This window comes from Gorillibacterium sp. CAU 1737, from assembly GCF_039888655.1.
In the GTDB taxonomy this organism is placed as follows: domain Bacteria; phylum Bacillota; class Bacilli; order Paenibacillales; family NBRC-103111; genus Gorillibacterium.
In genome coordinates this window covers 100,129-126,473 of record NZ_JBDQQO010000006.1, presented here as the reverse complement: position 1 = coordinate 126,473, position 26,345 = coordinate 100,129, and the positions used below count along the sequence as shown (strand labels likewise).

Annotated in this window: 24 protein-coding genes; 20 read left to right on the top strand and 4 right to left on the bottom strand. The window is 57.5% G+C overall.

Annotated features, from left to right (window positions below):
- Positions 1 to 28: 28 nt before the first annotated feature.
- From AAFN83_RS14155 to AAFN83_RS14105, 11 genes are all read left to right on the top strand, one after another.
- Positions 29 to 1,138, top strand: coding sequence for an ABC transporter ATP-binding protein (locus AAFN83_RS14155; protein ID WP_347770437.1), 1,110 nt, complete (start codon positions 29 to 31; stop codon positions 1,136 to 1,138).
- A complete protein-coding gene (locus AAFN83_RS14150) occupies positions 1,128 to 1,955 on the top strand; it encodes an ABC transporter permease (RefSeq protein ID WP_347770435.1) in 828 nt (275 codons plus the stop codon). The genes AAFN83_RS14155 and AAFN83_RS14150 overlap by 11 nt, the downstream gene beginning before the upstream one ends.
- On the top strand, positions 1,930 to 2,727 hold the full coding sequence (locus tag AAFN83_RS14145; protein ID WP_347770433.1) for an ABC transporter permease: 798 nt from the start codon (positions 1,930 to 1,932) through the stop codon (positions 2,725 to 2,727). Before AAFN83_RS14150 ends, AAFN83_RS14145 begins: the two co-directional genes overlap by 26 nt.
- Positions 2,728 to 3,798 carry an ABC transporter substrate-binding protein gene (locus AAFN83_RS14140; protein WP_347770431.1) on the top strand — a complete coding sequence of 357 codons (1,071 nt, stop codon included), beginning with the start codon at positions 2,728 to 2,730 and terminating at the stop codon, positions 3,796 to 3,798. It abuts the gene before it with no gap.
- Between the two features lie 127 nt (positions 3,799 to 3,925).
- Complete coding sequence (gene cbiB / locus AAFN83_RS14135; RefSeq protein WP_347770429.1) at positions 3,926 to 4,960, top strand: adenosylcobinamide-phosphate synthase CbiB; 1,035 nt, start codon at positions 3,926 to 3,928, stop codon at positions 4,958 to 4,960.
- A gap of 94 nt (positions 4,961 to 5,054) precedes the next feature.
- Complete coding sequence (locus AAFN83_RS14130; protein ID WP_347770427.1) at positions 5,055 to 6,251, top strand: pyridoxal phosphate-dependent aminotransferase; 1,197 nt, start codon at positions 5,055 to 5,057, stop codon at positions 6,249 to 6,251.
- A complete protein-coding gene (locus AAFN83_RS14125; RefSeq protein ID WP_347770425.1) occupies positions 6,248 to 7,012 on the top strand; it encodes an adenosylcobinamide amidohydrolase in 765 nt (254 codons plus the stop codon). Before AAFN83_RS14130 ends, AAFN83_RS14125 begins: the two co-directional genes overlap by 4 nt.
- A 307-nt stretch (positions 7,013 to 7,319) precedes the next feature.
- Positions 7,320 to 7,724 carry a Fur family transcriptional regulator gene (locus tag AAFN83_RS14120; RefSeq protein WP_347770423.1) on the top strand — a complete coding sequence of 135 codons (405 nt, stop codon included), beginning with the start codon at positions 7,320 to 7,322 and terminating at the stop codon, positions 7,722 to 7,724.
- Positions 7,694 to 8,410, top strand: a complete 717-nt coding sequence (locus tag AAFN83_RS14115; protein WP_347770421.1) for a winged helix-turn-helix domain-containing protein — start codon at positions 7,694 to 7,696, stop codon at positions 8,408 to 8,410. The genes AAFN83_RS14120 and AAFN83_RS14115 overlap by 31 nt, the downstream gene beginning before the upstream one ends.
- A 326-nt stretch (positions 8,411 to 8,736) precedes the next feature.
- Positions 8,737 to 9,681: a thioredoxin-disulfide reductase gene (trxB, locus tag AAFN83_RS14110; protein WP_347770419.1), complete on the top strand. Its 945-nt coding sequence runs from the start codon at positions 8,737 to 8,739 to the stop codon at positions 9,679 to 9,681.
- Between the two features lie 194 nt (positions 9,682 to 9,875).
- Positions 9,876 to 10,193 carry a rhodanese-like domain-containing protein gene (locus AAFN83_RS14105; RefSeq protein WP_347770762.1) on the top strand — a complete coding sequence of 106 codons (318 nt, stop codon included), beginning with the start codon at positions 9,876 to 9,878 and terminating at the stop codon, positions 10,191 to 10,193.
- A 133-nt stretch (positions 10,194 to 10,326) separates the two neighbouring features.
- On the opposite strand, the gene AAFN83_RS14100 is transcribed toward AAFN83_RS14105, so the two are convergent.
- From AAFN83_RS14100 to AAFN83_RS14090, 3 genes are all read right to left on the bottom strand, one after another.
- Positions 10,327 to 11,217, bottom strand: a complete 891-nt coding sequence (locus AAFN83_RS14100) for a hypothetical protein (RefSeq protein WP_347770417.1) — start codon at positions 11,215 to 11,217, stop codon at positions 10,327 to 10,329.
- Between the two features lie 63 nt (positions 11,218 to 11,280).
- Complete coding sequence (locus AAFN83_RS14095) at positions 11,281 to 11,958, bottom strand: AlkZ-related protein (protein WP_347770415.1); 678 nt, start codon at positions 11,956 to 11,958, stop codon at positions 11,281 to 11,283.
- Positions 11,959 to 11,986: 28 nt separating this feature from the next.
- Positions 11,987 to 12,919 carry a helix-turn-helix transcriptional regulator gene (locus tag AAFN83_RS14090; protein WP_347770413.1) on the bottom strand — a complete coding sequence of 311 codons (933 nt, stop codon included), beginning with the start codon at positions 12,917 to 12,919 and terminating at the stop codon, positions 11,987 to 11,989.
- A 190-nt stretch (positions 12,920 to 13,109) separates the two neighbouring features.
- Between AAFN83_RS14090 and AAFN83_RS14085 the strand changes: the two genes are divergently transcribed.
- Positions 13,110 to 16,022, top strand: a complete 2,913-nt coding sequence (locus tag AAFN83_RS14085; protein WP_347770411.1) for a response regulator — start codon at positions 13,110 to 13,112, stop codon at positions 16,020 to 16,022.
- 150 nt (positions 16,023 to 16,172) lie between these two features.
- On the opposite strand, the gene AAFN83_RS14080 is transcribed toward AAFN83_RS14085, so the two are convergent.
- Positions 16,173 to 16,808, bottom strand: a complete 636-nt coding sequence (locus AAFN83_RS14080) for a TetR/AcrR family transcriptional regulator (protein ID WP_347770409.1) — start codon at positions 16,806 to 16,808, stop codon at positions 16,173 to 16,175.
- A gap of 372 nt (positions 16,809 to 17,180) precedes the next feature.
- Here AAFN83_RS14080 and AAFN83_RS14075 point away from each other — a divergent pair, with 372 nt between their 5' ends.
- The 8 genes from AAFN83_RS14075 (at position 17,181) to AAFN83_RS14040 (ending at position 26,305) form a co-directional block, all read left to right on the top strand.
- On the top strand, positions 17,181 to 17,717 hold the full coding sequence (locus AAFN83_RS14075) for a cysteine hydrolase family protein (RefSeq protein WP_347770407.1): 537 nt from the start codon (positions 17,181 to 17,183) through the stop codon (positions 17,715 to 17,717).
- A gap of 93 nt (positions 17,718 to 17,810) precedes the next feature.
- The gene (locus AAFN83_RS14070; RefSeq protein ID WP_347770760.1) at positions 17,811 to 19,250 is read left to right on the top strand and encodes a nicotinate phosphoribosyltransferase; all 1,440 of its coding nucleotides are present in this window, start codon (positions 17,811 to 17,813) and stop codon (positions 19,248 to 19,250) included.
- A 79-nt stretch (positions 19,251 to 19,329) separates the two neighbouring features.
- Positions 19,330 to 19,677 carry a helix-turn-helix domain-containing protein gene (locus AAFN83_RS14065; protein ID WP_347770405.1) on the top strand — a complete coding sequence of 116 codons (348 nt, stop codon included), beginning with the start codon at positions 19,330 to 19,332 and terminating at the stop codon, positions 19,675 to 19,677.
- A gap of 278 nt (positions 19,678 to 19,955) precedes the next feature.
- Positions 19,956 to 20,138, top strand: coding sequence for an anti-repressor SinI family protein (locus AAFN83_RS14060; protein WP_347770403.1), 183 nt, complete (start codon positions 19,956 to 19,958; stop codon positions 20,136 to 20,138).
- A gap of 146 nt (positions 20,139 to 20,284) precedes the next feature.
- Positions 20,285 to 21,340 (top strand): LacI family DNA-binding transcriptional regulator, encoded by a 1,056-nt coding sequence (locus tag AAFN83_RS14055; RefSeq protein ID WP_347770401.1) that lies wholly within the window; start codon positions 20,285 to 20,287, stop codon positions 21,338 to 21,340.
- Positions 21,341 to 21,612: 272 nt separating this feature from the next.
- Entirely contained in the window at positions 21,613 to 24,372 is a 2,760-nt protein-coding gene (locus AAFN83_RS14050; RefSeq protein WP_347770399.1) for a beta-galactosidase, read from the top strand.
- 28 nt (positions 24,373 to 24,400) lie between these two features.
- Entirely contained in the window at positions 24,401 to 25,363 is a 963-nt protein-coding gene (locus tag AAFN83_RS14045) for an ABC transporter permease (protein ID WP_347770397.1), read from the top strand.
- A 21-nt stretch (positions 25,364 to 25,384) separates the two neighbouring features.
- A complete protein-coding gene (locus AAFN83_RS14040; RefSeq protein ID WP_347770758.1) occupies positions 25,385 to 26,305 on the top strand; it encodes a carbohydrate ABC transporter permease in 921 nt (306 codons plus the stop codon).
- Positions 26,306 to 26,345: the final 40 nt, after the last annotated feature.

Genomic DNA, 26,345 nt, shown 5'->3' with positions numbered 1-26,345 from the left:
GCCATTTTGATCATGAAGGAGAGAGGACATGACGGAAGACCAGATCATCATCCGCTTTGAAGGCGTCACCCAGCAGTTCGAGGGGGACGAGGCGGTGCTGAAGGATGTCAGCTTTGAAATTGAACGAGGAAAATTCTACACGCTGCTCGGTCCTTCCGGCTGCGGCAAGACGACGATTCTGCGGCTGATCGCCGGCTTCATTCAGCCTTCTCGCGGTGACATCTTCATGAACGGCAAGGTGATCAACGGCGTTCCCGCCAACAAGCGTCAGGTCAACACCGTGTTTCAGGACTATGCGCTTTTTCCGCACTTGAACGTGTTTGAGAACGTGGCGTTCGGGCTGCGCATCAAGAAGATGAAGAAAGCCGAGATTGAGAAGAAGGTCATGGAAGCCCTCCGCTTCGTCAACCTGGTGGGCTACGAAAATCGCGAAATCCGTGAGATGTCCGGCGGCCAACGCCAGCGCGTCGCGATTGCCCGCGCCATCGTCAACGAGCCGGAGATCATCCTGCTCGACGAGCCGCTCTCCGCGCTCGACCTGAAGCTGCGCACCGAGATGCAGTATGAGCTGCGCGAGCTTCAACGCCGCCTCGGCATCACCTTCATCTTCGTCACGCACGATCAGGAGGAGGCGCTCGCCATGTCGGACGTCATCTTCGTCCTGAACGGAGGCATTATCCAGCAGAGCGGAACGCCGATGGACATCTACGACGAGCCGATCAACCGCTTCGTCGCCGACTTCATCGGAGAATCAAACATTGTTCCCGGCCGCATGAAGCGCGACTTCCTCGTTGAATTCGCCGGCAAGGAATTCGAATGCGTTGACCAAGGGCTCCACCCGGATGAGCCGGTTGAGATTGTCATTCGCCCCGAGGACCTGGAGATCACGAAGCAGGAGCTGGGCAAGCTTCAGGTGCGTGTCGATACGCAGCTGTTCCGCGGCGTTCACTTCGAGATCAGCACCTACGACGATGCCGGTAACGAATGGCTCGTCCACTCGACGAAGCGGGCGACCGTCGGGGACCGGATCGGGCTCACCTTCGACCCGGAAGCCATTCACGTCATGCGCTTCGGCGAGACCGAAGAAGAATTCGACAAGCGGCTGGAGGCCTACAGCGAGGTTGGCCATGGAGAATAAATCCCGGAACGTCTACCTCATTCCCTACGTGCTGTGGATCGCGCTCTGTGTAGTAGCGCCGATCCTGATGATTTTGTACTATTCCTTCTTCGATATTGAAGGGAATTTCACGCTCCACAATTACGTCAAATTCTTCACGCCTGTTTATTTGAAGATGACGATCAATTCGTTCTGGTACGCGTTTCTGATCACGTTCTTCTCCCTACTGGTGGCCTACCCGACCGCCTACCTGCTGACGAAGACGAAGCACAAGCAGCTCTGGCTTCTGCTGATCATTCTGCCGACGTGGATCAACCTGCTCCTGAAGGCTTATGCCTTCCTCGGCATCTTCGGTACCTACGGTGCGGCAAACAAGCTGTTGGAATTCATCGGGATTGGAACGCAGCAGATTTTGTTCACGGACTTCAGCTTTATCTTCGTCTCGGTGTACATCTTCATTCCGTTCATGATCCTGCCGATCTTCAACTCCCTGGAGGAGCTGAATCCAACGCTTGTCGATGCCTCGCGGGATTTGGGCGCCTCCCCTTGGGGGACCTTCCGCCGCGTTATCGTTCCGCTTACGGTTGGAGGGGTGAAGTCGGGCATCCAGGCTGTCTTTATTCCGGCTTTGTCTCTGTTTATGATCACCCGGCTCATCGCCGGCAACCGAGTGATTACGCTCGGTACCGCGATCGAGCAGCATTTTCTCGTCACGCAGGATTGGGGGATGGGTGCGACCATCGCCGTCTTCCTGATCATCGCCATGGCGCTCACCATGATCATCACCGGAGGAAGGAAAGGAGGGATGAAGGGTGGTCAAGCTCGGAAAGCTGTCTAACCTCTACCTCATTCTCGTCTTCGTCATCCTGTATTCGCCCATCGCTTTCCTGATGTATTACTCGTTTAACAGCGGCGGGACCATGCACGGTTTTGACGGCTTCACGCTCGACAACTACCGGGAGGTCTTCCAGGACCGGAGGCTGTTCATCATCGTGCTGAACACACTGGTGATCGCGCTGCTGTCGTCCGCCCTCGCCACGATCATGGGCATCCTCGGCTCGCTCGCCATCATTGCGGTACGCAAGGCCAGGCAAAAGAGCACGCTGCTCACCTTGAACAACGTCCTCATGGTAAGCCCCGACGTCATCATCGGCGCTTCGTTCCTCATCATGTTCACGGCGCTGGGCGTCCAGCTTGGCTTCGTGTCGGTGCTGCTGTCGCATATCGCCTTCAGCGTGCCGATCACCGTGCTCATGATCCTGCCTCGGCTGGAGGAGATGAGCCCGACCTTGATCGACGCGGCCCGCGACCTCGGCGCAAGCCGGTGGAACGTGCTGACCAAGGTCATTCTGCCTTACATCCGGTCGGGCATCTTCGCTGGATTCTTCATGGCGTTAACGTATTCGCTGGATGATTTTGCGGTTACCTTTTTCGTCACGGGGAACGGCTTCTCGACCTTGTCGGTAGAGATTTACTCACGCGCTCGTCAGGGCATTTCGCTGTCGATCAACGCGCTCTCGACGCTTCTCTTCCTGTTCACGATCATTCTGGTCATCGGGTATTACTACTTGAACCAGCGGCAAAGCCGGCCGAAACCGGAGGTGCACTAGATGAAACAGCTTGTCCAGACCTTCACCCTGATCTTCGTTGCCGCCTTCGCTCTAATGTATGCGGCATCCTATCTGAATGCATCCGAGGGGTATACCGGCGGAAATACGCTCACGGTCTACAATTGGGGAGACTATATCGACCCCGAGCTCATCTCCAAGTTTGAGGAGGAGACGGGCATCAAGGTCATCTACCAGACGTTCGACTCCAACGAGGCGATGATGACCAAGATCGTTCAAGGCGGGACCACCTTCGACGTAGCGGTTCCCTCCGAATACGCGGTCGACAAGATGCGGAAGGAAAACCTGCTGCTCCCGCTCGATCACAGCAAGCTTCCCGGCATGGCCGACATCAACCCGCGCTTCATGAACCTGGCCTTCGACCCGGGCAATCAATATTCGGTTCCGTATTTTTGGGGTACGGTCGGCATCGTCTATAACCCGGAGCTGGTCGGCAATCTGACCTTCAAGTCGTGGAATGACCTGTGGGACCCGAGCCTCAAGAACAAAATCCTGCTCGTCGACGGAGCGCGTGAAATTCTCGGCATGAGCCTGAACAGCATGAATTACTCCGTTAACGACACGAATGAAGACCATCTCCAGGCGGCGCTTGCCAAGCTGCAAAAGCTTACTCCGAACGTAAAAGCGATCGTCGGGGACGAGATCAAGATGCTGCTCGCGAACGAAGAAGCGGCGGTCGGGATCGTCTGGTCGGGGGATGCGTCAGAGATCATCGGCAACAACGAAAAGCTGACCTATGAGCTGCCGGAGGAAGGGACGAACCTGTGGAGCGACAACATGGTCATCCCGAAGACGGCGAAGAACATCGAAGGCGCTCATCAGTTCATCAACTTCATGCTGAATCCGGAAAATGCGGCGCAAAACGCCGAATATGTCGGGTATTCCACGCCAAATGAGAAGGCGCTCACGCTTTTACCTGAGGAAATCTCGTCCGATGAACGGTTTTACCCGGAGCTGGATTCCATGAAGCTGGAGGTCTACGAGAACCTCGGCAAAATCATGCTCGCCCATTACAACGAGCTGTTCCTAGAATTCAAAATGCATAAAAAATAACGGCATCAGCTGAACCAGCGAATGAACAGGGCGGGGAGCGGCAAGAGCAGGCAGCAGGTTTGGCTCTGGCGCATGATAATTCCTCCCCTGTTCTTTTTGTTTGGTTGGGGACGAAAGAGGCGGAACAATGGGATTCTACAGCTGGCAAGAGATGCTGTTCATGGCGGCGGCCGCGCTTCTGGTCGATTGGCTGGTCGGCGACCCTCCATGGCCCACGCATCCGGTGATCCTCATGGGCAGGGCGATCAAGGGGCTGGAAAAGCTCCTGCGGAGAAAAGAGCGAGGGAACGGGGAAGGACACGACGATAATGCCCCAACAGGGGGAAGTGCGTCCTCCCTCAAGCGAAGGGGAGTGGTGCTGGCAGTCGTGATCCCCATCGGGGCGGCGGTTGCAGCATTTGCCGCAGTGTGGCTTGCCGATTGGATTCATCCGTGGCTTGGCTATGCGGTGAACACGTGGCTCATCTCCACCACCTTGGCGGTGAAGGGACTGAAGCAGGCGGCAGACCGGGTGGCTCGGCCGCTCTTCGCAGGAGATCTGCCCGAAGCACGGAAGTACGTTGGCTGGATTGTGGGCCGCGACACCGAGCACTTGGAGGAGCGAGAGATCGTGCGGGCTACCGTGGAGACGGTTGCCGAGAATACGGTAGACGCATTCGTGTCGCCGTTTCTCTTCGCGCTCGTGGGCGGCGCCCCGCTTGCCTTCCTGTATCGAGCCGCCAATACGCTCGACTCGATGGTCGGCTACAAGAACGAGCGTTACCGGCACTTCGGCTGGGCATCGGCACGGCTCGACGATGTCCTCAATTACCTTCCGGCTCGTCTGACCGGCTGGCTGCTTGTGCTCGCAGCTTGGATTTCGCGGGATCTCCCCGTGTCCGCTCGGCGTGCGGCCCGCTCCATACGCACCTTCTCACGCCTGCACCCGAGCCCCAACAGCGGCATTCCCGAATCCGCCGTAGCGGGGGCGCTTGGCATCGAGCTGGGCGGCGTGAATGTCTACTTCGGCGTGGCGAGCGAACGCGCCCGGATGGGCTGGCCGCTCCGCACGCTGGAGCAAACGGATATCGCAGCATCCGTCAAGCTGCTGTACCGCGTGAGCTTCCTGTTGTTTGCAGCGGTGCTGCTCGCTGGGATAGGGGTAGTGCTGGCGAGTGGGTAGTGGGGAATGAATGAGGCTGACACAAGGCCAAGGAGTGCTGAAGCAAGACGATAAAGCGGGACGAAGTGCAACTGTCGGGAAGGGGAGATGCTCCATGCTCGAAACCTATGGACATGGTGGAGATTGGCAGACGGCAAGCCGTCTTTATGAACGGGAGGATTTCGTGGATTTCAGCTCCAATATGAATCCGCTCGGCCCTCCTTCTGGAGTACGGGAGATTTTGCAGGGCGGACTGGACTGGCTCACACGCTACCCCGATCCGGCCGTTCGCGAGCTGAGGCGCAAGCTGGCGGCTCTGCACCGCATCCCGGAGGAAGCGATCCTGGTCGGCAATGGAGCCGCGGAGCTGATCGATCTGGCGATTCGCCAGCTTCAGCCGTCCGTTGTAAGGCTTGCCAAGCCCTGCTTCGGGGAATATGAAGAAGCGGCAAGAAAGATCGGAGCAAGAGTAGAGGAACTCCCCCTCCCGGAGGAGGCAGAGTACCGGCTTCGTGTGGAGCAGGTGACGGAGAAGCTTGCCCTTGCCTCGGGCGAGGCTTGGCATGAGGCGACCCGAAAGAGAGCGAGCGAAGATATGAGGGACGGAACGCACGGCGTTACCGCTCTCCCTCTTTGGGTGCTCGGCCATCCGAACAACCCGACCGGGCAACTGCTCGATCCGGCCATTCCGGAAGCGATTCGGGCGGCAGGCGAGCCGCTTCTCCTGGATGAAGCGTTCATGGAGTTTGTCGAGCGAGAGAGCGAAGGCGCCTTCTCTTATGTCAGAAGAGCTGCGGAGGACCCCAACCTTCTCGTTCTGCGCTCGATGACCAAATTCTACGCCATCCCCGGCATCCGCCTTGGCTATATCGTCTCGCATCCCGAGCGCATCGAACAGCTTCGCCATGCGCAAATCCCGTGGAGCGTCAACGGGCTGGCGCAGGCGATCGGCTGCGCGGTGGTGGATGACCCGACGTTCGTTAAGCAGACGGAAGCTTGGCTGGCGGAGGAGCGGCCTTGGCTGACCGAGTGCCTTCAGGAGCTGGGGCTGACCGTAACCCCCAGCTCGGTCAACTATGTGCTCGCACAGCTGCCCGCCGCCTCCGGATGGACGGCGCCTCTCCTGCAGCAGGCGATGGGGCGGCGCGGCGTCCTTATTCGCGATGCGTCGCGAATGGGGCAGCTCACGCCGCTGCATGTGCGCCTCGCCATCAAGACGAGGCGCGACCACGAGCGCCTACTGGCGGCGCTCGCGGAATGCCTTCGGCTCGGCCCATCCGCTGCTGACGCAGAAGGGAGGGCCGAGCCATGACACAGCCGTTCCTCGGCCCGGATGCGAGGGATGCCTATCCCTCGAAGGTATGGCCGGGACTCCATTACCGCCTGGCAGGCGATTGCCTGCTGGCGGAAGCACCCGCGCTGCTCGATTGCTTGAGCAACGCGGTCTATCGAGGCGGGCGGGTCCCGGCGTCCCGCTTTGTGAACCGAATGGTTCACAAAGACTACGCGGGCCTCGACCCGGAAGAAGACATCCGGCGGCTCCTTGCCGCCGAGGGCCTCGCGGCGGAGCAGGCCGTGGGCTTGCTGACCGCGGCGGTGATTCGCCGAGCCTCCTTGCTGGAGGAGGCAGGCGACCGCTTCCGCCTCTCGGTCTGCACGACCAGCGGCACCCGCAACGCGGCCCGGGCGGGCTACCCGCGCGAGACCTATCCCGCCTACAGCGCCGGCACGATCAACACGATCGTGCTGGTGGACGGCGGGATGAGTGACGCCGCGATGGTGAACGCGCTCCTGACGGCAGCGGAGGCGAAGGCGGCTGCGCTCCAGGACGCGGGCATCCTCGATCCGGTGAGCGGCCGGCCGGCGACCGGTACCACAACGGATGCGATCGTGCTTGCCGTCAGCCAGGCCGCCCCCGAGGAGGCCATTCACCTCTATGCGGGGACGGCTACCTCGCTGGGCGACGCCATCGGCCGACTCGTCTACCGGACGATCCTCGAGACCATCGAGTCGGATCGAGCGCCCGTTTCAGAGTCGGATTCGCTGCCTTCATACGATCATCTGCAGCGTTGAGTGTCTGCTCAGCCTGTTGCCTTTCTGGAAAACCCGATCCTGCAGCTCGTCAAGCAGGTCGGGTTTTTGAGCATTCCAGCTCTCCGTACAGGAAAAAGGGACCTCTTTTTGCACACAAGAAATAAGCCCCGATATCACACACTAAATGAATCCTGATATCGTACACGAATGAGCGCCGACCATCACACACGAAATGAACCCCGGATGAAGTTCACAAAGCTGCCATTGACATCTTGTTTGGTTAGATCTATTATAAATTTAGATTAAGTTTAAATATAAAAACATACCCATCAAGGGAGGTTGCACGATGACACGCAAGGGGCAACTAACCAAGCCGCGCAAAACGATCCTGGAGGTCATCTGCGCTTCGCATAATCATCCTACCGCTTCTGAAATCATGGAGCATCTGAAGGAGCGGGGCGATCATTTCGCCTACGCGACAGTCTATAACTCTCTCCGTTACCTGTCGGAGGAAGGCTTGATCCGCGAGCTGAAGCTCGAAGGGGACGCAAGCCGTTACGATGGCCGTATGGAGGATCATCATCATATTGTCTGCACCGAGTGCGGGCGAGTCGACGAAGTGTTTGCCCATGTGCCCGAGAAATGGCTGGAGGAGGTCTCGGCCGAGACCGGGTACCTGATTGATCAGGAGCAAGTTCTATTCAAGGGGGTTTGTCCGCAATGCCGCAACTCGAAAGCGTTGAAGCTGTGAAGATCTCTTCCCTGCCGGAAGGAGCCTATTGCACCACTACCCGCCGCATCGTCATCATCAGTCCGTATCCTGTGGTGTTGAATCCGCTCATTCATGAGCTGACCGCTCGCTGCTACGATGTCCTGGTGTTTCATAACGAGAGCGATCCGGTTCTTGCCGTGCTGCAGGCCGATCTGTTTCTTCTCGATCGGACCGTGAGCTCTCCACTTCAAGCCTTTCACCCAAAAAAGCCGGCAGACGTTCTTATCCTTGTTCCGGACGGAGTGCAAGTTCCAGATGGTGAGAACAGCCTCCCCACGCAGCAGTGGCCGGCTGAACCGGATGCTGTGATGGCCCGGCTTGAGGAGCTCATCGGCGACAAGGACCCCGTGAATCGGAACGACCCCTACCAGCTTCGGATGAAGGACCTCGTCCTCGACCTGCGGCGCATGATGGTTACCCGCGGGACCGAACGGATCGACCTCACCAAGACGGAGTTCGACCTGCTCCGCGTTCTGCTGGAAGCGGATGGGGGCGTGCGTTCCCGGCAAGACTTCATGGAGCTCGTCTGGGGTGAGGAATACTTCGGCGGCAGCAACTACGTCGATGTCCATGTCAAAAGCCTGCGCCAGAAGCTGGGCGACGATTCCCGCTGTCCCCGCTACATTGCGACGGTTCGCGGCGTCGGGTATCGGTTAGTCGATTAATCGCATTTGTCCGGGCTCGGTCGCCAAATGGCGATCCGAGCCTGTTTTTATGCGTTCATCCAAGTTTCACGCAGCCTTCATCCATTCTTCATGCAAGGGGGCCAAGCGGGTGATAGGATGAGAGCATAAACCGATTGAATACAATCTATTTAACCGTTGTTACCTTCTAGAGGGGATTCCTTCTGATAAAAGGATTCCCGACAGGCATTCTCTCGGGTTCATCTCCATGCTGCCGGATGATCCGCAGGCTGAGCTCGGTAGTGTCCTAGGAGGAATGGGAGAAGTATCTACCTTATAAAACAATTCGCTTTTCAGGGGGAATCCTCATGTACAAATCGATCATCATCGGCACCGGTCCTGCTGGCCTTACCGCAGCGATCTACATGGCTCGCGCCAACTTGAACCCGCTCGTCATCGAAGGGCCGCAGCCAGGCGGGCAGCTTACCACCACGACGGAAGTGGAGAACTTCCCCGGGTTCCCGGATGGGATTCTGGGCTCGGAGCTTATGGATAACATGCGCAAGCAAGCCCAGCGCTTCGGTGCGGAATTCCGCACGGGCTGGATCACCTCCGTGGACCTGTCCCAAAAACCATTCACCCTGAAGGTGGAGGGTCACGGCGAATTGAAGGCGGAATCGATCATTGTCTCCACAGGGGCTTCCGCTCGCTACCTCGGCATCCCTGGTGAGCAGGAGAACATCGGACGAGGAGTCAGCACCTGTGCAACGTGCGACGGCTTTTTCTTCCGCGGCAAAAAGATCATCGTCGTAGGGGGCGGAGACTCCGCGATGGAGGAGGCCCACTTCCTGACGCGGTTTGCGTCTGAGGTCGTTCTCGTACATCGGCGTGAAGAGCTTCGCGCCTCCAAGATCATGCAGGACCGGGCCCGCAGCAACCCGAAGATTACCTGGAGCCTGAACCGAGCTCCGCTTGAGGTGCTGGCAGGCGAGAGGGGCGTGACCGGCCTCAAGGTATGGAATAATGAGACCGGACAAGAGGAAATTATCGAGACGGACGGAATCTTCATTGCCATCGGCCACACCCCGAATACGGGCTTCCTGGCCGGGCAGCTTCCGACCGATGAGCAGGGCTACCTGCTTGTTCATCCGGGAACGACCGAGACGGATATTCCCGGTGTATTCGCTTGCGGAGACGTGCAGGATCATCGCTACCGGCAAGCAATCAGTGCCGCGGGCACCGGATGCATGGCGGCATTGGACGCCGAGCGTTACCTGGAGGGCATTCCCGCTGAAGAAGTGCTGACGTTGTAAAAACCCTCGCATAGGCCAAGCGAAATAAGGCTATTATTCAGAGCATAGGCTGGAAAGAGAAGCCCCGATGGGCCGCAGGCTGCCGTTTGCAGGCAGATGCTTCTCCCTCGGGGCTTGCGTTTGGGATAGAGCTTCCTTTGTGGTAAGCTCTATCCTGATAAGACAAGAATTTCGTACGGAAGGGATCGATGACGATGGCAGGCGTCTATTCCAAGGAGATGACAGCAGCGGAAGTACACAAGCGGCTGGCCAAGGAAAAGCTGTACCTGGTCGATGTTCGCGAGCAGGACGAATGGGAAGACGGGCACATTGCGGGTGCGGTTCATATTCCGCTCGGTCAGCTTGGGCATCGCATTCAGGAGCTTCCCCGCGATCGGGAGCTCATCTTGGTGTGCCGCAGCGGCAATCGAAGCGGCCTAGCCTGTGAATACATGGAAGGCATCGGCTACAAGGTTGCCAACATGGCAGGCGGCATGCTTGCTTGGCCGGGATCGGTCAAGACCGGCCGCTAATGGCGATACGGCTCCGCGTGCGGGACGGCCGGGTTGTTCAAGCGAGGCGTCCATAACGAATTCAGGCCGGAGGATAGACGAGAGGGTTCTCGTTTTCCTCCGGCCTTCATCATTTGCAGAGGCACTTCTCACCCTATTCCAGGCGCCCGTATGCACGAAGGATGAGAAGCTGCTTGATGGTCAGATAGCTTCTCCACTCGGCTTCGGCTGCTGGGCTTTGAGCGGGGAAGGAGATGTTCCAGCCTCCGTCCTCCTGCTGGGTCTTGACGAGTGCGTCGAGATGCTGATCGATCTGTTCCTTTGTGAAGAAAGACCGGCAGAGGGAGGAAGGGGAAGGCGCCCAATTCAGGACCGGATGAACATATCCCTCGGCATAGGGATCGAACTCGATCGCTCCGGATGCCAGGAGGAGGGGCTTAAGCCGTTGCAGCTCCTGCGCAGCGCGTTCCCGATCCGGAGCATGCTCCAGGAACGTGAGCACCTGGATCCAGTCATGGTAGTCCGCCTTCCCGAGAGAAGCTGTCTTCTCCCAGAGGAAGTCCATCGTTTGCGTGAGCCAATCCGGCCAAGGCTTTCCGTCAAAGGCCCCATGCTTGAGCAGCAGCCCGATGAGCCTGCCGGTCGGATTGAGAGCACCCTGAGTATCGTCTTTCGTCTCCCACCAGGGTGCATGAGGATACCCGTTCACCGAAAAGAAGGCGCTGGGCAGTCCTCCAGATGGGCGGATGGAGCGCTCAACGAATCCTGCAATTTGGGAGAGAACAGCCGGTTCCCGCCCGCCCAGCTCATCCAGAATGAGCAGAGCCTCCTCCGTGGGAATAGGCTGGCTGTCCGGCCCGCGAAGATCCGGCTCAAGCGCACTTCCGAAGCCGCCGTCTTCATTCTGGTAAGCGGTTAACGCGGCAAGGACGGAATCCTTGCTTCCTCCCTCAAAATGGAACTCATACCGCCTGCGATCAAGAAGCCTTCCGCTGCGGTAAAGGAAATCCTTACCTGCTCGCCACACTTCATGTCCGGTTCTCATATAGGACATCCTCCTTGTTTTATCTAAACCAGGCATCGTGCTCATCGCGCGATGTCAGCTTGATTACCGAAGCGGATAAATCTTGGCCAAATAGCGCATCGCTTCCGAGCTTGCCGTCTCTTCCAGCCTCTCTTTTACGAGTTTGGCCGCCCGGTCAGCCGAGACGTTCTCCTCGTCGATGTCGTGTTCTTTCATCCATGCCTCTGCTGTAGAGTAAGCGACGCTGCTCCAGCCGCTCGGCTCCCCATCCGCGTTCAGGCGAGTGTGGGCACCGGTGACCACAATGTCCATCGCCTCCTGCAGCGCCCGGATGCCGCGATCATAATCCGCCTTGCGGGTCTTGGCCTTCATCCCGGCGGCCTGACGCAGCTCCCGGGTGTCGATGCCGCCCGCTGCGATGACCTCGTACAAATCGACGGCTTCGCGGGGAAGCAGCCCGTCGCGATACCGTTCCTTCACCGAGCCGCCTCTTCCAGCCACTCGCTTGAGCAGAGGAAAGAGATCGGCCGAAACAAGAATCGATTTCCCGCGGAAGAACTTGCCGTATGCGGCGTCTCCTTCGGACGGAAATCGAACTCGCCAGCTCCAGGGATCGCTCGGCTGCCCGGTATGCCAAGCCTCTGGGGCGGTGCTGGCGGAGATAGAGGGATGGCTGGGAACGGAGGGAGCAAGCGGCAGGATGCCATAGCGGTTCACAAGCTCCTTGGCTTCTTCATAAGTGCCGATATAGGGGGTGGTCATGACGTTCGCTTCCTTTCGAGTACATGGGTTAGGAGTAGCGTTCGGCTACTTGAAGCGCGAGTTGTCCGATCTCTTGGCGCAGAGACGGCGGGTCCAGCACTTCCGCATCCAGACCGAGGGAGTGGAACAGGGTTACCGCCCAGCTCCTTTCTGCTGCCGGTAGTTGAAAGTCGGCCTCCCACTGGTCCTCCCCGAGGTAGGTGAGGCATTCGCCGATATGCGGATCGCGCTCGATCTGAAGCATGCCGCGGTAGCCCAAACGGGCTCGGATATGCAGCACTCCGGTTTCTTTGTCCGACGAGGTTGATCCGGCCTGCTCCGCCTCTCGCGCTCCTTCCGGCTCCGAAATTACGTCCAGCCGGTCCATCCGGTCGATGCGAAAGAGGCGGCGTTCCCGATGCGTCCAGGAGTAAGCTTCGCAATACCAGAAGCCATTCGCCGCATAGATGCGATCGGGACGGAGGGTCACCGGCTTCGGGCCGGACTTCGAACGATAGTCGACTCTGAGCCATCGCCCCTCCGCAGCGTGACGAATCAGCTCTGGAAAAAGCGGGATTCGGTAGCTTCGCTTCGGTACGTCCAGATCGACTCGCGATAGAAGCGGTTCAACCTGATCCAGCAGCTCCTGCGGGAGGATGGCGGTCAATTTGTCCAAGACCGTCCACCGCTCCTGGTTAAAGGGCGTGTCCGAATACCCTTGCAGCGCCTTTAGAGCCAGCAGAAGCGCGAGAGCTTCGCCCGAGTCAAGCGTGAGCGGGGGCAGGCGGTAGCCGCTCATCAGTCGGTACCCGCCGGAAGGGCCGCTTTCCGAGTATAGCGGGACGCCCATCTCGGCCAGCGCTTGAATGTCACGGATGATGGTGCGCGGCGACACCTCAAACTTGGCAGCGAGGCTTCCGGCGGTTTCGTTTCGCTGCTGAAGCGCCAATAGAAGCGCGATCATGCGGTCTTGTCTTTTCAAGAGGATACCCTCACTTTTGTCCAGGTCTGGCTCCATTATAAACGATGATTGGTGACAACATGTATGTCAGGGAGGAATCGTCAGGGGCGAAACCTTGAAGTCGACCTGTGGATTCGATAGAATAAACTGATAGATTTTTATGCTATAACGTGAAGTTATCCATCTATACCCGAAGGAGGATCGAAGCACTGTGGGCTTTTCCAAAAGGCAATATACAGGGTTTGGCCTCATTCTCGCCTTCCTATTCTTGCTGCTAACCATCATGATCCTGATGCTCAACACGCTCAAGGGGAGCTTTGATGAAATTACCGGGGACCGGTATGGCAAGGTCGACACCATTTCAGACGTTCGCTTCCTGGTGAATAAATTTGACGGCGAAATGACCAAAGCTTTGGCAGACGCAGAGCATCAGCAAGAGCATCTCGACCGCATTCGTCCGATCAAGCAAGAAATCAGCACCCTCATGAGCAGCCTGCAACGGATGGTCAATACTACGGAAGGCATATCGTTAGTCGCTGTTATGGAGAATCAGCTGAATGACTTTTATGTCTTTCAGCAATCGATCGCAAGCTCCCTCTCAACAGGGAACCGGGAGGAGGCGGCTCAACTTCTCTTCACGCAGGGAAGCTCGATGATGGAGCCGCTCATGACCACCATCGATTCCTTTGAGAGCTTCCAGCAAAAGACCGTAGAGGACCGCAGGGCGGATTACGAGAAGAATCATCAGCTGACCTTCCAAATCATTGTCGTTTCCGGCCTCTTCTTTCTTGTTCTGGGGATTTTGACTGCGCTCTGGGTAATCAAGACAACCACGGGCAGCCTGCGGAAGGTGAAGGAGACGATGAACCGGGTGGATGTTGCGGCCCCGGAGGCGCTTCCGACCCTTCAGATCGAAACGGCGGACGAGATCGGAGCGATCTCCGCCGCCTTCAATCAGATGATCACTCATATCGAGACCTTCCGCTCCAACGAGCGTGCTTACAACACTCGCATGGAGCGGGAAAATCGGCTTCAAGCGCGCCTCGCGGAAGTGTCGGAGCTGTTTTTGGGCATATCCGATATGACGGTTCTTGGCGAGCGATTTATTCGAACGGTCACCCCGATGGTAAACGCTTCTTACGGGGTCATCTACCTGGCTCGCCGCGACACCCTGCTCAAGCTGGCGGCTTATGCTGACTCTTCGGCGGAGGTCGGCGTGAACGAAATTCGGTTTGGGCAAGGACTTGCCGGGCAAGCCGCACTGGAGCAGAGGGTGATCAAGCTCGATCAAGAGGAAGATTCCTTGATCCAGATATCCTCCGCACTTGGAACGGCTCCGGCTCGCTTCCTTCGCATTGCTCCGATTCTGTATGAATCCCGTACCATTGCCGTGCTGGAATTTGCCTCGCTCAATCCCTTCAGCGCTGAGGACGAGGAATTGCTCACCCAGATCGCCGCGACAATGGGCATCACCGTGGACAACATCGAAGGGCGGATGGAGGTCGAACGGCTGCTGGCCGAATCGCAGACGTTGACGGAGGAGCTGCAATCGCAGACGGAGGAATTGCAGTCGCAATCGGAAGAGCTGCAATCACAATCCGAGGAGCTGCAATCCCAGTCCGAAGAGCTGCGCATCTCGAACGAACAGCTGGAGGAGCAGAACGGCTTCATTCTTCAGCGAGCCGGAGAGCTGGACAGCATTCGCAAGGAGCTCCAGAACCGCAACGATGAGCTGGAGCAGAGCTTCCGCTACAAATCGGAATTCCTGGCCAACATGTCGCATGAGTTGCGGACTCCGTTGAACAGCATCCTCATTCTCTCCCAGATGTTGACCGAGAATCGACGAGGGCATCTGAACGAGGAGGAGCGGGAGTACTCGCAAACCATCCATCAGTCCGGGCAGGATTTGCTTACCCTCATCAACGACATTCTCGATTTGTCCAAGGTGGAGGCAGGCAAGGTGCAGCTGGAGATCGGTGAGGTGGGCTTGCATGACCTGCCTGCGATGTTCAAGTGGAACTTTGCACCGCTTGCTGAAAAGAAAGGGCTGGCCTTCTCGACGGTGGTACAGCCGGGCGTACCGGATGTCATGCTCACCGATGAGCTGAGGCTCCATCAAATACTCAAAAACCTGCTCTCCAACGCCATCAAATTCACTCACCAGGGCTCGGTGGAGCTTAGCGTCTACCAGCCGAATGAAGAAGAGCTCCGCCGAGTGGCTCCATGCGGCGAAGAGGCGGAACAAGCGGTCCTCTTCGCTCCGGGCGAGATGTCCAGCCGTGAGCTCGCGGGTCGACAGCTTCCCGATTGCGTTGCCTTCGCGGTGACAGACACCGGCATCGGAGTGCCTTGCGATAAGCGCGAGATCATCTTCGAGGCATTCCAGCAGGCGGATGGAGCGACGAGCCGCAAGTACGGAGGCACCGGTCTCGGCTTGTCGATCTCCAAGGAGTTTGCCGCCCTTCTGGGAGGCTTTATCGTTATGGACAGCGAGGAGGGCAAGGGCAGCACCTTCACTCTCTACTTGCCGGTTCGGTATACCAAAGAATTGGCCGATCTGTGCACGAGTCGCCATTCCGGCGGCGTCGCCAATGCGACCCGCCACATGGTCGCTTCTGCGATCGATCATTCGGAAGTACGGGAGGGCTCTGGAAGCTTGAAGGGGATCCCGCTCACGGAGCAGACGGTCGATTCCGCCGACCGCCTGCTCGCGGGCACGGTCAACCTCGTTCAGATGGATAACGAGCTGTTCCGCAACAAACGGGTGCTCATCGTCGACGACGACGTGCGGAATGTGTTTGCTCTGACCGTCGCTCTGGAAAACCAGGGCATGCAGGTTCGATCGGCGATGAACGGCAAGGAAGCCATCGAAGAGCTGCTTAAGGACCCGGCCTATGACCTCGTCCTCATGGACATCATGATGCCCGAGATGGACGGCTACGAAGCGATGCGCGTCATTCGCGGAGAGCTTGAGCTCGATAAGCTTCCTGTGATCGCCCTCACCGCCAAAGCCATGCGAAACGACCGGGAAAAGTGCCTGGAGGCGGGAGCGTCTGATTACATCAGCAAGCCGCTCAACCTGGATCAGCTGCTGTCGCTCATGCGGGTTTGGCTGACGCATTAAGTGCATTTGCTATAGTAGAGCCCCGTTCCATGTTCACCGCCCTTCCCTATGGCTTTCGACCAAGGGAAGGGCTTTTACTTTATAGCGGCACAAAAATAAAAATCCGAACGGCATTCCTCCCACAAGGGGAGGGAATGGTTCGGATCGGTTCTAGTAAGGAAGGGATTTCTGGATAGAGGGAGGCAGCCAGCTCTCCGGCCCTCCAAGCAGGATGTCGACGCAGCGGTCGATCAAGCGCGAGGCTCGGTACAATTGCTCTGTCGGATCGCCCGGCGGATCGAGGAAGCTCATGATCATGCCGTGAAGCATAAACAGATAGATGCGGTAGAGCGTCTGGGCCGAGTCCATCCGGTCAGCGGACAGGCAGCCGATAACAGCCTCGCGCAGACGTCCGAAGATGCGGCTCCGCAGCTTGTCGCAATCCTCCTGCTCTTCTGTAAGGGCAACCGGAACCGCGCTCTGGAAGAGAATCATCGTCGCACTGCGCTGGAACAGGCAGAAGGCGATTACCTCCTTGCTCACGAGGCGAAGGCGATCAGGCGGCGTCAGCACCGGGTCAAGCGCAAGCTCGCTCAGCATGGATTCCAATTGCTCGAGCAAAGGGCAGGTCATCTGCCTTAGAAGATCTTCCTTGTCTTTGTAATGCATGTAGATAAGTGTATGCGAGCATCCGGCTTCCTTCGCGATCTCTCTCATGGTGACTCGATTAAAGCCCTGGCTGGAGAAGAGCTTAGCCGCTGCGTCTTCGATGTTCTTTTTGGTGACGACTCCTTTCGAAACCCGCATCCGCTTCACTCACTCTCTTGTTCGGTTTCCTTCCCACGAGACTGGAGCGCAACCGAAGGCCGTTCAAGAGCGTGTGTCAAACCGGATGAATGGACGGGACGGTTTGGAAAGTAGCACGTTCTAACCATTGGTTGCTTCGTTTAATGATACTGGGAGAACAAAAAGAGTGTCAATGAAAAATTTAGTGGATTAACACTTTAACGCGATAAAAATAACCGTTCATGGCAACAAATTCTTGTTTTCGAACGGTTTCATACGTGTTTGGGATGGATTGTCCTTTAGTATATAATAGAACGAAGAAAAGGCAACCATTTCTTTTTCATTCGCTCGATAACATCCATTTGGGCTTGCGACAGAAAGGAGAGCTGGGCATTGGAAGCATTGATCGTCATTGATTATACGCTGGATTTTGTGACGGGGAAGCTGCCCGTCGGAGAGCCTGCGCTTGCGATCGAGGAACGGATCGCTGAATTGACGGAGGAACATCTGCGCCGAGGGGATCTCGTGGTGATGGCCGTGGATTTGCATGAAGAGAACGACCCCGATCACCCGGAGACGAAGCTGTTTCCGCCCCACAACATACGGGGCACCGAGGGAAGGGAGCTGTTCGGGAAGCTCCGCGAGGTGTACGACCGAAACCGAGACCGAATCCTGTGGATGGACAAGACGCGGTACAGCGCCTTTTTCCGTACGGCCCTCCAGGAGGAACTGTCCAAGCGAAACATCGATACGATTCGTCTCGTCGGGGTATGCACCGACATCTGCGTGCTTCATACGGCGGTAGACGCCTATAACCTGGGCTATCGCACCATTGTGCACCCGTCCGCGGTAGCGAGCTTTAATCCAGCCGGGCACGATTGGGCGCTGCAGCATTTCCGGGCTTCGCTTGGAGCGGAGGTACGCGATTAACTAGTCGAGCACTACAAGAGCGTGTAGGTAAACATGACCAAGACCCGGCTTCCGCACGAGGGAGCCGCGCCGAAGATGAAGGGGAAGAGACACATGGCCAACGACAGCCTTGCTTTACATACAGACAAGTACCAGATCAACATGATGTACGCCCACTGGGTTCAGGGAACGATGGATCGAAAGGCCGTGTTCGACGTCTACTTTCGCAAGCTGCCCTTTGGGGGAGGTTTTGCGGTTTTCGCCGGCTTGGAACGCGTCATTCATTATCTGAACGACCTTCACTTTGATGAAGAAGCCCTTCGCTACCTGGCGGAGCAGGAGGAGCACTACGATCCGCGCTTCCTCGACGAGCTGCGACGCTTCCGGTTTAACGGAAGCGTCCATTCCGTTGAGGAGGGGGAGATCGTCTTTGCCGGTGAGCCCCTCCTTCGCGTGGAAGCCCGGGTGTTTGAAGCCCAACTGATCGAGACGGCGCTGCTTAACTTCGTTAACTTTCAAACGCTGATCGCCACCAAGGCGGCGAGGATTCGCCACGTAGCGAAGGACGACATGCTCCTTGAATTCGGAACGCGGCGGGCGCAGGAGCAGGATGCCGCGCTCTGGGGAGCGCGGGCCACCTACATCGCCGGCTTCGACGCGACGTCCAATATGATGGCGGGAGCCCGGTTCGGCATTCCCACTAAGGGAACGCATGCCCACTCCTGGGTCCAAGACCACGATACGGAGGAGGAGGCTTTCCTGCGCTTTGCTGAGGCGCTGCCCGACCAAGTCACACTTCTCGTCGATACGTATGATGTGCTGAAGAGCGGTGTACCGAACGCCATCAAGACCGCGCATGAGCTGGAGAAGAAGGGCAAGCGGCTGAAGGGCATCCGCCTCGACAGCGGTGACCTGGCATATCTGTCCATTGAAGCCCGCCGAATGTTGGACGAAGCCGGTCTTTCCGATGCCAAGATTACCGCGTCCAATGACCTGGACGAAGACACCATCTTCGAGATCAAGGCCCAGGGGGCGAGGATCGACATCTGGGGCGTAGGCACCAAGCTGATTACGGGGGGCAATCAGCCCGCTCTTGGCGGTGTGTACAAGCTGGTCGCTCGGGAGAAGGACGGGGAATTCGTCCCGACGATCAAGATTTCCGCGAATCCCGAGAAGATTACCACCCCGGGCATCAAGAACATCTATCGGATTGTCAGCAAAGTATCGGGCCGTGCGGAGGGCGATCTCATTACACTAGCCGAAGGGGATGAGCCGGACGGAAGCCCGATCCACCTGTTCAACCCGACGCATACCTTTATTCAGAAGAAGGTAAAGGATTATGAGGCGCTTCCGCTTCTGAAGCCGATCTTCCAAGACGGGGTGCAGGTCTATGACATTCCCCCTCTTGCGGTCAGCCGTAAGCTTCATTCTGAACGGCTTAAGTTGTTTTGGCCGCAATACCTGCGCCGCTTGAACCCGGAGATCTACCCGGTGGACCTGAGTCGCAAGGCCTGGGATATGAAGATGAAGTTAATCCAGGAGCATCTGGAATAAGGAGACAGGCTTCCCTCCCCTATCGGTTTATTTTTTGTTATAATGGGGCGGAAGGTATTTAGGGAATAAGGAGACTTTCATGATCGGGAAACGTGTGCAAGAGCTGCGCTTGAAGAAAGGGCTGACCCTGTCGGAGTTAGCCGAGCGGGCCGGGGTGGCGAAATCCTACCTGAGCACGATGGAGAGAGACATCCAGTCCAATCCATCCATTCAATTCCTGGAAAAGATAGCGTCCGTTCTAAATGTATCGGTAGAAACCCTGATTCATCCGGATGAGGAGAGGAAACCGGCAAGGCGGGCGGAGGAGCTGGATGAGGAATGGCGCACCTTGGTGAGGGACGCGATGGCATCCGGCATCAGCAAGGAACAATTTCGCGATTTTCTGGAATACAACAAGTGGAGACTGAACAAGGAAAAAGGCGAATAATCCAGACCGTCCAGAGCGTGTTTGCAAACACGCTGTTGGCAGCGATTAGCAGAACAAGGCTCCCGGCGTCCAATCGGACGATTTCGGGGGCCTTCTTCTTTTGGCTGCAACGCCAAGAGGAGACACCTGTCGGACTGCGGGGAATTCGGTATGAACCTGTTGGAAGATTCTCTTGTCCGACAACGGATTCTGACATCCTTGTACTTGGCCTATCCGTTATAATGCGTTAAGGGAAGGGGAGCCCCTCTTCCTCGAATAGGCGAGCGGAGGCGAACGGCTTGAACGGACGGTTGGGTTTTCGGGAAGAGCTGGATGAGGAATGGATGGAACTGATCGCAAATGCCAAGCAAATCGGGCTGACCTTGGAGCAGGTGCGCACCTTTTTGCGTGGAAATTTGCTTGCGGAACCTTTCTTAAGCGAATTGAGGCTGCCGTCATGGACGGAGGGGCATCGCTCGTGATACGATCATCCTAGTACGCGGCGGCTAGGCTAGCAGATTACCGATGGACAGCACAGAGGCCACATGAGCTGCCGAATGGCAACGATTGTGAGTTGTCAGCGTACCAGTTGAAGGACGTCATGTCCAACTCATGAGCGGGTGAAGGTATGAAATCCATTACGGTTTACGACATCGCGAAGGAAGCGAATGTCTCGGTTGCAACCGTTTCCCGGGTGCTGAACAATACAGCGCCTGTTAAGAAGGAGACGCGCGACCGGATCAATCAGCTCATCGCCAAGCATCAGTTTCAACCGAATGCCCTTGCTCGCAGCCTCTTCAAGAAAGCGACGGGGATGCTCGGCATCATTCTGCCCGACATCACCAATCCCTTTTTTCCGGAGGTGCTGTCCGGGTTCGACAAAGAGGCCCGAAGAAGAGGGTACACGTATTTTCTGTGCGACACCGTCTCCTCGAATGAAGACAGCGTGGATCAGTACACTCGGGAGACGCAATACCTCGGCGTCCTGCTGGAAAAGCAGGTCGACGGCATCATCATGCTGGGCGGAAGGATCGACTTGGCACGGCCGCAGCCCGATCTCGTTCAGGACGTGCTGGAGGCTGGCAAGCGGGTTCCCTTGGTGTTGATCAACGGCAACCTGCCGGGAACGCGCATTCATCGCGTCATGGCAGATGAGCGGCTCGGCGCTTCCCTGGCTACGCAGCACCTCATCGACCTCGGCCACACGGATATTGCGCTTATCGGCGGTTATTTGGGCATGACCAATACCGTCCAGCGCAAGCAGGGATTCTTGAAAACCATGAAGGACAATGGGCTTGCCGTGAACCCGGACTGGCTTCTGCACGGAGGATTTACCGTGGAGAAGGGCCGGCTGTTCACCGAGCAGCTGCTCCGCCAACCGGTTCGTCCGACCGCCATCGTCTGCATGAACGACCTGGTGGCCATCGGGGCTCTTAAGGCGGCCAATCAAGCGGGAGTCCGCATTCCCGACGAGCTTTCGATCACGGGCTACGACGACATTCCGTTCTCGGTCAACAGCATCCCGGAGCTGACGACAGTATCGCTGAAGGCGGAGGAGCTGGGGCATACAGCCGCATTGATGCTCCATCGCGTGATCTCGAAGGAGAAGACACCGCTGACCGTGACGCTCAAGCCGGAGCTGAAAGTGCGGGGAACGACCGCCTCTCGGCCGTTAAGAACGTGAAGGAAATTGCGTTCTAATTTTTGCGAAAAGTTATTGACAAGGAGCATCGCCTAGAGGTACATTTTACGTGTAAGCACTTACATTTTGCAAAAACTGTAACCCGTTACATCCAAATGCTGGACCCAAACGAGCAGTGCCGCCCCTCCCGATGGTTATTCGATTGTACTGGAGAAAAGGTCCTGCGTCTTTTTTTACTCATAATGAAACGGGTTTCATGAAACCGGTTACTATCTGGTGGCTGCATCCATGAAGCCTGAGTGAGGAGAGAACTGATGGATAACGGAGTATTGGCACCTGCGGTAGTGGAACTGGCTCCCGATCGACTTTCGATTCAGGGAACCCCGGAGATTCTCATGAGCGCCTCCCTGTTTTATTTCCGAATCCCCCGAGCTTATTGGCGGGAGCGGATGGAGCAGGTGAAAGCGTTCGGGTATAACAGCATCGATGTGTACTTCCCTTGGAATTATCACGAGATGAGCGAAGGACAGTGGGACTTCTCAGGGGAGCGGGACGTGGAAGCGTTCCTGCAGACCGCTGCGGAAGTCGGGATCTGGGTGGTCGCTCGCCCGGGCCCATACATCTGCTCGGAATGGGATGGAGGGGCTTTGCCGGCCTACTTGCTGGCGAAGCCGGGACTCGCGATCCGATCCGCAGACCCCGCTTATCTGGGCTACGTCAACCTCTGGTTCGACCGGATTCTGCCGATCCTTCGCGATTATGAGCTCGGCCGAAAAGGGACTGTTATCGCCGTCCAGTTGGAGAACGAGTTGGATTTCTATGCTTGTCCTGATCCAAAGGCTTACATTGCGGCGCTGCGGGATATGGCTAAGGCTCACGGCTTGAGCGTGCCGTTGGTCGCTTGTGCCGGGCAGGGCGGACTTGCTGAAGCGAGCGGACATGTGGAAGGAGTAACGCCTACCTGCAATTTTTACCCGAATGACGCCGATCCCGAATTTGATGATAAAGTGAGCGCGTATCGGGAAGCACTCGCCGGACTTGGTTATCCGCTCCTCGTCACGGAGACGAATCGAAGCCATTACCTCCTCCGAAGGCTCCTCTCCGGCGGAGCCAAACTGCTCGGTCCCTACCTGCAGGTATCCGGAACCGATTTTGGGTTCACCACCTCCACGAACAACTGGGGAGAGCCTCTTGCCTTCCTGACAACGGACTACGATTTTGCCGGCATGATTTCGCCGGAAGGGCATATCCGCGAGGAAGCTTATGAAGGACGGCTGCTGCGCAGGCTGATTCAAAGCTACGGAGAACGGCTTGCCCGAGCATCGGCAGGAGCTGCAACCGCTTGGAAGGCAAGCGTCGCAGGAGTCGCGGTTCGCACCCTTTCGCTTCCGGGCGGCGGAGAACTCGTGTTTGTCACCAACCTGGAAGAGGTAGAGAAGAGCCTCGTGCTTGAACACGACGACGGCCGTCGCTATCCCGAAGGTGAGGTTGTTTCATTGGCCGCCGGTCGTTCCCTTGCCCTTCCGGTAGCCGTCCCGATGGCCCCATGGGGAATCGAAGGAGCGCTCAGCTCCACGGCAGAGCTCTATCATGCAAGCTCCGGACCGGAAGACCTGCTGCTCGCGTTCCACCTCGAAGGTCCGGGTGAACTGAAGCTCCACCTGAGCGGAACAAGCTTGCTCGCCAGCACAGGGGTTCGAGTGGAAGAATGCCAAGAGGGCTGGCGAATCGAGCTGGATGATGCGGAGGGCGGAGCAAGCCTCTCCTTTGCAACGGCTGAGGGCAAGCGCCTGATCCTCGTCGTGGGGACGCGCCGGCAAGCGCTCTTCGCGGAGAAGCATCTTCCCACTGGCGAAGTGCAGCGGATCGAACCGACCTTCGCGCCGCAAGCGCCGATCGCTTGGGATGCGGATTGGAGGCTCGCAGCAGCACAGCCGCAGGAAGCACTCCCAACGGTGAGGGGAGGAGGGCAGCAGGAGAGAGCCATTCCTTTGGAGGATGCCGGAATCTACCGAGGCTACAGCTGGTATGAAAGCGCTCTCTCCGAGAGACAGCGTATCGCGGAAGGCCTACTGCTTCGCGGCGTAAGCGATGTGGCTTCTGTCTACGCGGGAGAGAGTTACTTGGGAACCATTGTCCCCGGCGGCGGGAGTCGTTATCTGCCGCTTGGGGAGAAGGGAGCCGGGGAGAAGCTGACCGTGCGGACGGAGATATGGGGGCATTCGAATTTCGATGATGCCCGCTTGCCCGCCATTCGCATCGATTCCCGGAAGGGGCTTCACGGAGCAGCGGCTGTCCTTGCCGTGCGCGACCTCAGCAGTAACTGGCAGATGACGCCGCTTGCCGAGGAGGGAGTCGCGAGTGTCCCCTTCCGGCCGATGGTTGCCTTCGGCGGTTGGCTGTCCCCGGGCCATCCGTCCCGGGAAGTGTTCCGCCGGTCCATTCCGATCCGGTCGGATGCGGATTCCTGGACCTTGGAATTCCGCGGGCTGCAAGGAATAGCACGCCTCACCGTAAATGGACAGGAAGCAGGCATCATCCACCCGTTCGATCCGTTCGTTGCCATCACCCCCTATGTGGTGCCTGGAGAAGCAGCGGCGATTCAAGTGGTTCTCGAGCGGTCGCTCGGTCAGGCTGGAGGAAGCGTGCATCTTTATGAAGCGCTTGAGCTGACCGACTGGCGCATCGGGGGAGCCGAAGAGCCGGAGCTGCTCGCACACGCTGCCTCGGTTCAGAAGGAAGCCCTTGCAGTTCGCCTTCCGATCGAGCTTACGCCGGGTGAAGTCGCATGGCTGAGCGGAACCGTGCCCGCTTCTTCCTCTGGAGCCGGTTATCGGGTGAAGGTCGCCGGCGAGCACGTGAAGGTGACGGCCTTGTTTGCCGGCCGCGCCGTAGGCAGGCTGTGGCTTCCCGGCGGAAACGAACGGCCGCGGATGACCGGCGGAAGCCCCGATTCGTTCTACTTGCCCGGAGCCTGGTTCCATGCTTCCTCCGAGCAGGTGGTCCTGCTGCTGGAAGCCGTCAACCCGGAAGCCCCCGCCCGACTGGAGCGGCTTGAGCTGCTGCCCGTTTGACGAATCGACCACCCAAGGAGGAGTATCTATGGCTGCCAGTGCACAAATTCGCCAAGCCGAACGGGCGAAGAGCCGTTCCTCGAAGCTGAAGCGCTTCATGAACAACCGTACGCTCTTGCTCATGTGTCTTCCCGCAATCCTCTTCTTCCTCATCTTCGCTTACTTGCCGATGCCAGGGGTCTATCTGGCCTTCATCAAATACAACTACTCCGACGGGATCTTCAAAAGCCCCTTTGTCGGCTTTGAGAATTTCCGATTCCTCGTCATGACCGGCGACCTGTGGCGATTGACCTTCAACACGGTCATCTATAACATCGGGTTCATTTTGCTCGGAAACTTTGCCCAGATCGCCGTTGCCATCCTGCTGAATGAGATGAGAGGGAAGTGGTTCAAGAAAATCTCCCAAACCCTCATGTTCCTGCCGCACTTCATCTCGGCCGTACTCGTCGGCTTGATCGCCTACAACATCCTGAGCTATGACTACGGGGTTCTGAACTCGCTTCTTACCTCGCTCGGCATGGATCCGGTCAAAGCCTATTCCAACCCGCACATCTGGCCCTTCATCATCATGATCACCTACCTCTGGCAGACGACCGGCTACGGTTCCATCGTCTACTTCGCCGCCATCATGGGGCTGGACAATGAGATCGTAGAGGCAGCGGAGATCGACGGAGTCAACGCCTTCCAGCGCATTCGCTACATCATTCTGCCTTGGCTGAAGCCGACCTTTATCATCCTGCTGCTTTTCTCGCTTGGAGGAATCCTGAAGGGGAACTTCGGACTGTTCTTCAACCTGGTGGGGGCGAACAACACGGCTCTCTACGGAACGACTGACATCATTGAAACCTACGTCTTCCGGTCCCTGATGACCAACTTCAACTTCTCGATGGGCAGCGCGGTGAGCCTGTATCAATCCGTATTCGGCTTCTTCGTGGTCCTCGGTGCTAACTGGTTCGTCCGCAAGGTCTCTCCGGAGAATTCCCTGTTTTAGGAGGCGATGATCATGAGCAACATGACCGCAAAAGCGACTGCAACCGCAACTCATCCAGTCCGCAAGGACGGAAGCAGCATAGTTGTCCGCGTCTTCAGCTACATCTTCATCGGCCTGTTCTCCGTGGGCTGCTTGCTGCCCTTCCTGCTGGTGCTCGGAACCTCCTTTACGGCGGAGTCGACCATCAAGAAATTCGGTTTTAACCTATGGCCGAAGGACTTCAGCACCTTCGCTTACAAGATCGTCTTCGAGAATCCCAATCAGATTCTCGGCGCCTATCTGGTCACCGTGGGGCTTACCGTGGTAGGCACGGCGATCGGGCTGTTCATCGTCGCGATGACCGGGTACGCGCTTCAGCGCCCCGACTTCGAATACCGCAACAACATTTCCTTCTACATCTACTTCACTACGCTATTCAGCGGCGGGCTCGTGCCTTTCTATCTGCTGATCACCCAATACCTTCACCTGAAGGACAGCTACCTGGCGGTTCTGCTGCCCGCCTTGCTGAGTCCCTTCCTCATCATCATGATGAAAAGCTTCATTCGTTCGATCCCCCACGCCATCACGGAATCGGCGAAGATCGACGGTGCAGGCGACTTCACGATCTTCCTCAAGTTAATCCTGCCCATGTCTACGCCGGCACTCGCGACCATCGGGCTGTTCATCGCCCTCGGCTACTGGAACGAATGGTACAACTCGATGCTGTTTCTGAGTGCAGACGTGAAATACCGACCTCTGCAGCTCTTCCTCTACAATGTGGTCACCACCGCCGATTTCGTCCGAAACTCTGCTGCTGCATCCAACGTCCAGCTTCGCGATGTCCCGCTTGAATCGATGAAGATGGCGACAGCCGTCATCGCCACGGGTCCGGTTATCCTGTTCTACCCGTTCATCCAGCGCTTCTTTATCCAGGGGATCACGGTAGGCGCTGTCAAAGGTTGATGTGTTCGCGCCAAATGGCCGTCACATAGATGCGTTATAC

What these genes read in the sequence shown, in the direction of transcription:
- AAFN83_RS14140 (WP_347770431.1), top strand. Translation starts at nt 2,728, where the DNA reads ATGAAACAGCTTGTCCAGACCTTCACCCTGATCTTCGTTGCCGCCTTC.
- cbiB (WP_347770429.1), top strand. Translation starts at nt 3,926, where the DNA reads ATGGGATTCTACAGCTGGCAAGAGATGCTGTTCATGGCGGCGGCCGCG.
- AAFN83_RS14105 (WP_347770762.1), top strand. Translation starts at nt 9,876, where the DNA reads ATGGCAGGCGTCTATTCCAAGGAGATGACAGCAGCGGAAGTACACAAG.
- AAFN83_RS14150 (WP_347770435.1), top strand. Translation starts at nt 1,128, where the DNA reads ATGGAGAATAAATCCCGGAACGTCTACCTCATTCCCTACGTGCTGTGG.
- AAFN83_RS14070 (WP_347770760.1), top strand. Translation starts at nt 17,811, where the DNA reads ATGGCCAACGACAGCCTTGCTTTACATACAGACAAGTACCAGATCAAC.
- AAFN83_RS14055 (WP_347770401.1), top strand. Translation starts at nt 20,285, where the DNA reads ATGAAATCCATTACGGTTTACGACATCGCGAAGGAAGCGAATGTCTCG.
- trxB (WP_347770419.1), top strand. Translation starts at nt 8,737, where the DNA reads ATGTACAAATCGATCATCATCGGCACCGGTCCTGCTGGCCTTACCGCA.
- AAFN83_RS14080 (WP_347770409.1), bottom strand. Translation starts at nt 16,808, where the DNA reads ATGCGGGTTTCGAAAGGAGTCGTCACCAAAAAGAACATCGAAGACGCA.
- AAFN83_RS14155 (WP_347770437.1), top strand. Translation starts at nt 29, where the DNA reads ATGACGGAAGACCAGATCATCATCCGCTTTGAAGGCGTCACCCAGCAG.
- AAFN83_RS14120 (WP_347770423.1), top strand. Translation starts at nt 7,320, where the DNA reads ATGACACGCAAGGGGCAACTAACCAAGCCGCGCAAAACGATCCTGGAG.
- AAFN83_RS14125 (WP_347770425.1), top strand. Translation starts at nt 6,248, where the DNA reads ATGACACAGCCGTTCCTCGGCCCGGATGCGAGGGATGCCTATCCCTCG.
- AAFN83_RS14130 (WP_347770427.1), top strand. Translation starts at nt 5,055, where the DNA reads ATGCTCGAAACCTATGGACATGGTGGAGATTGGCAGACGGCAAGCCGT.
- AAFN83_RS14115 (WP_347770421.1), top strand. Translation starts at nt 7,694, where the DNA reads ATGCCGCAACTCGAAAGCGTTGAAGCTGTGAAGATCTCTTCCCTGCCG.
- AAFN83_RS14050 (WP_347770399.1), top strand. Translation starts at nt 21,613, where the DNA reads ATGGATAACGGAGTATTGGCACCTGCGGTAGTGGAACTGGCTCCCGAT.
- AAFN83_RS14095 (WP_347770415.1), bottom strand. Translation starts at nt 11,958, where the DNA reads ATGACCACCCCCTATATCGGCACTTATGAAGAAGCCAAGGAGCTTGTG.
- AAFN83_RS14100 (WP_347770417.1), bottom strand. Translation starts at nt 11,217, where the DNA reads ATGAGAACCGGACATGAAGTGTGGCGAGCAGGTAAGGATTTCCTTTAC.
- AAFN83_RS14065 (WP_347770405.1), top strand. Translation starts at nt 19,330, where the DNA reads ATGATCGGGAAACGTGTGCAAGAGCTGCGCTTGAAGAAAGGGCTGACC.
- AAFN83_RS14045 (WP_347770397.1), top strand. Translation starts at nt 24,401, where the DNA reads ATGGCTGCCAGTGCACAAATTCGCCAAGCCGAACGGGCGAAGAGCCGT.
- AAFN83_RS14040 (WP_347770758.1), top strand. Translation starts at nt 25,385, where the DNA reads ATGACCGCAAAAGCGACTGCAACCGCAACTCATCCAGTCCGCAAGGAC.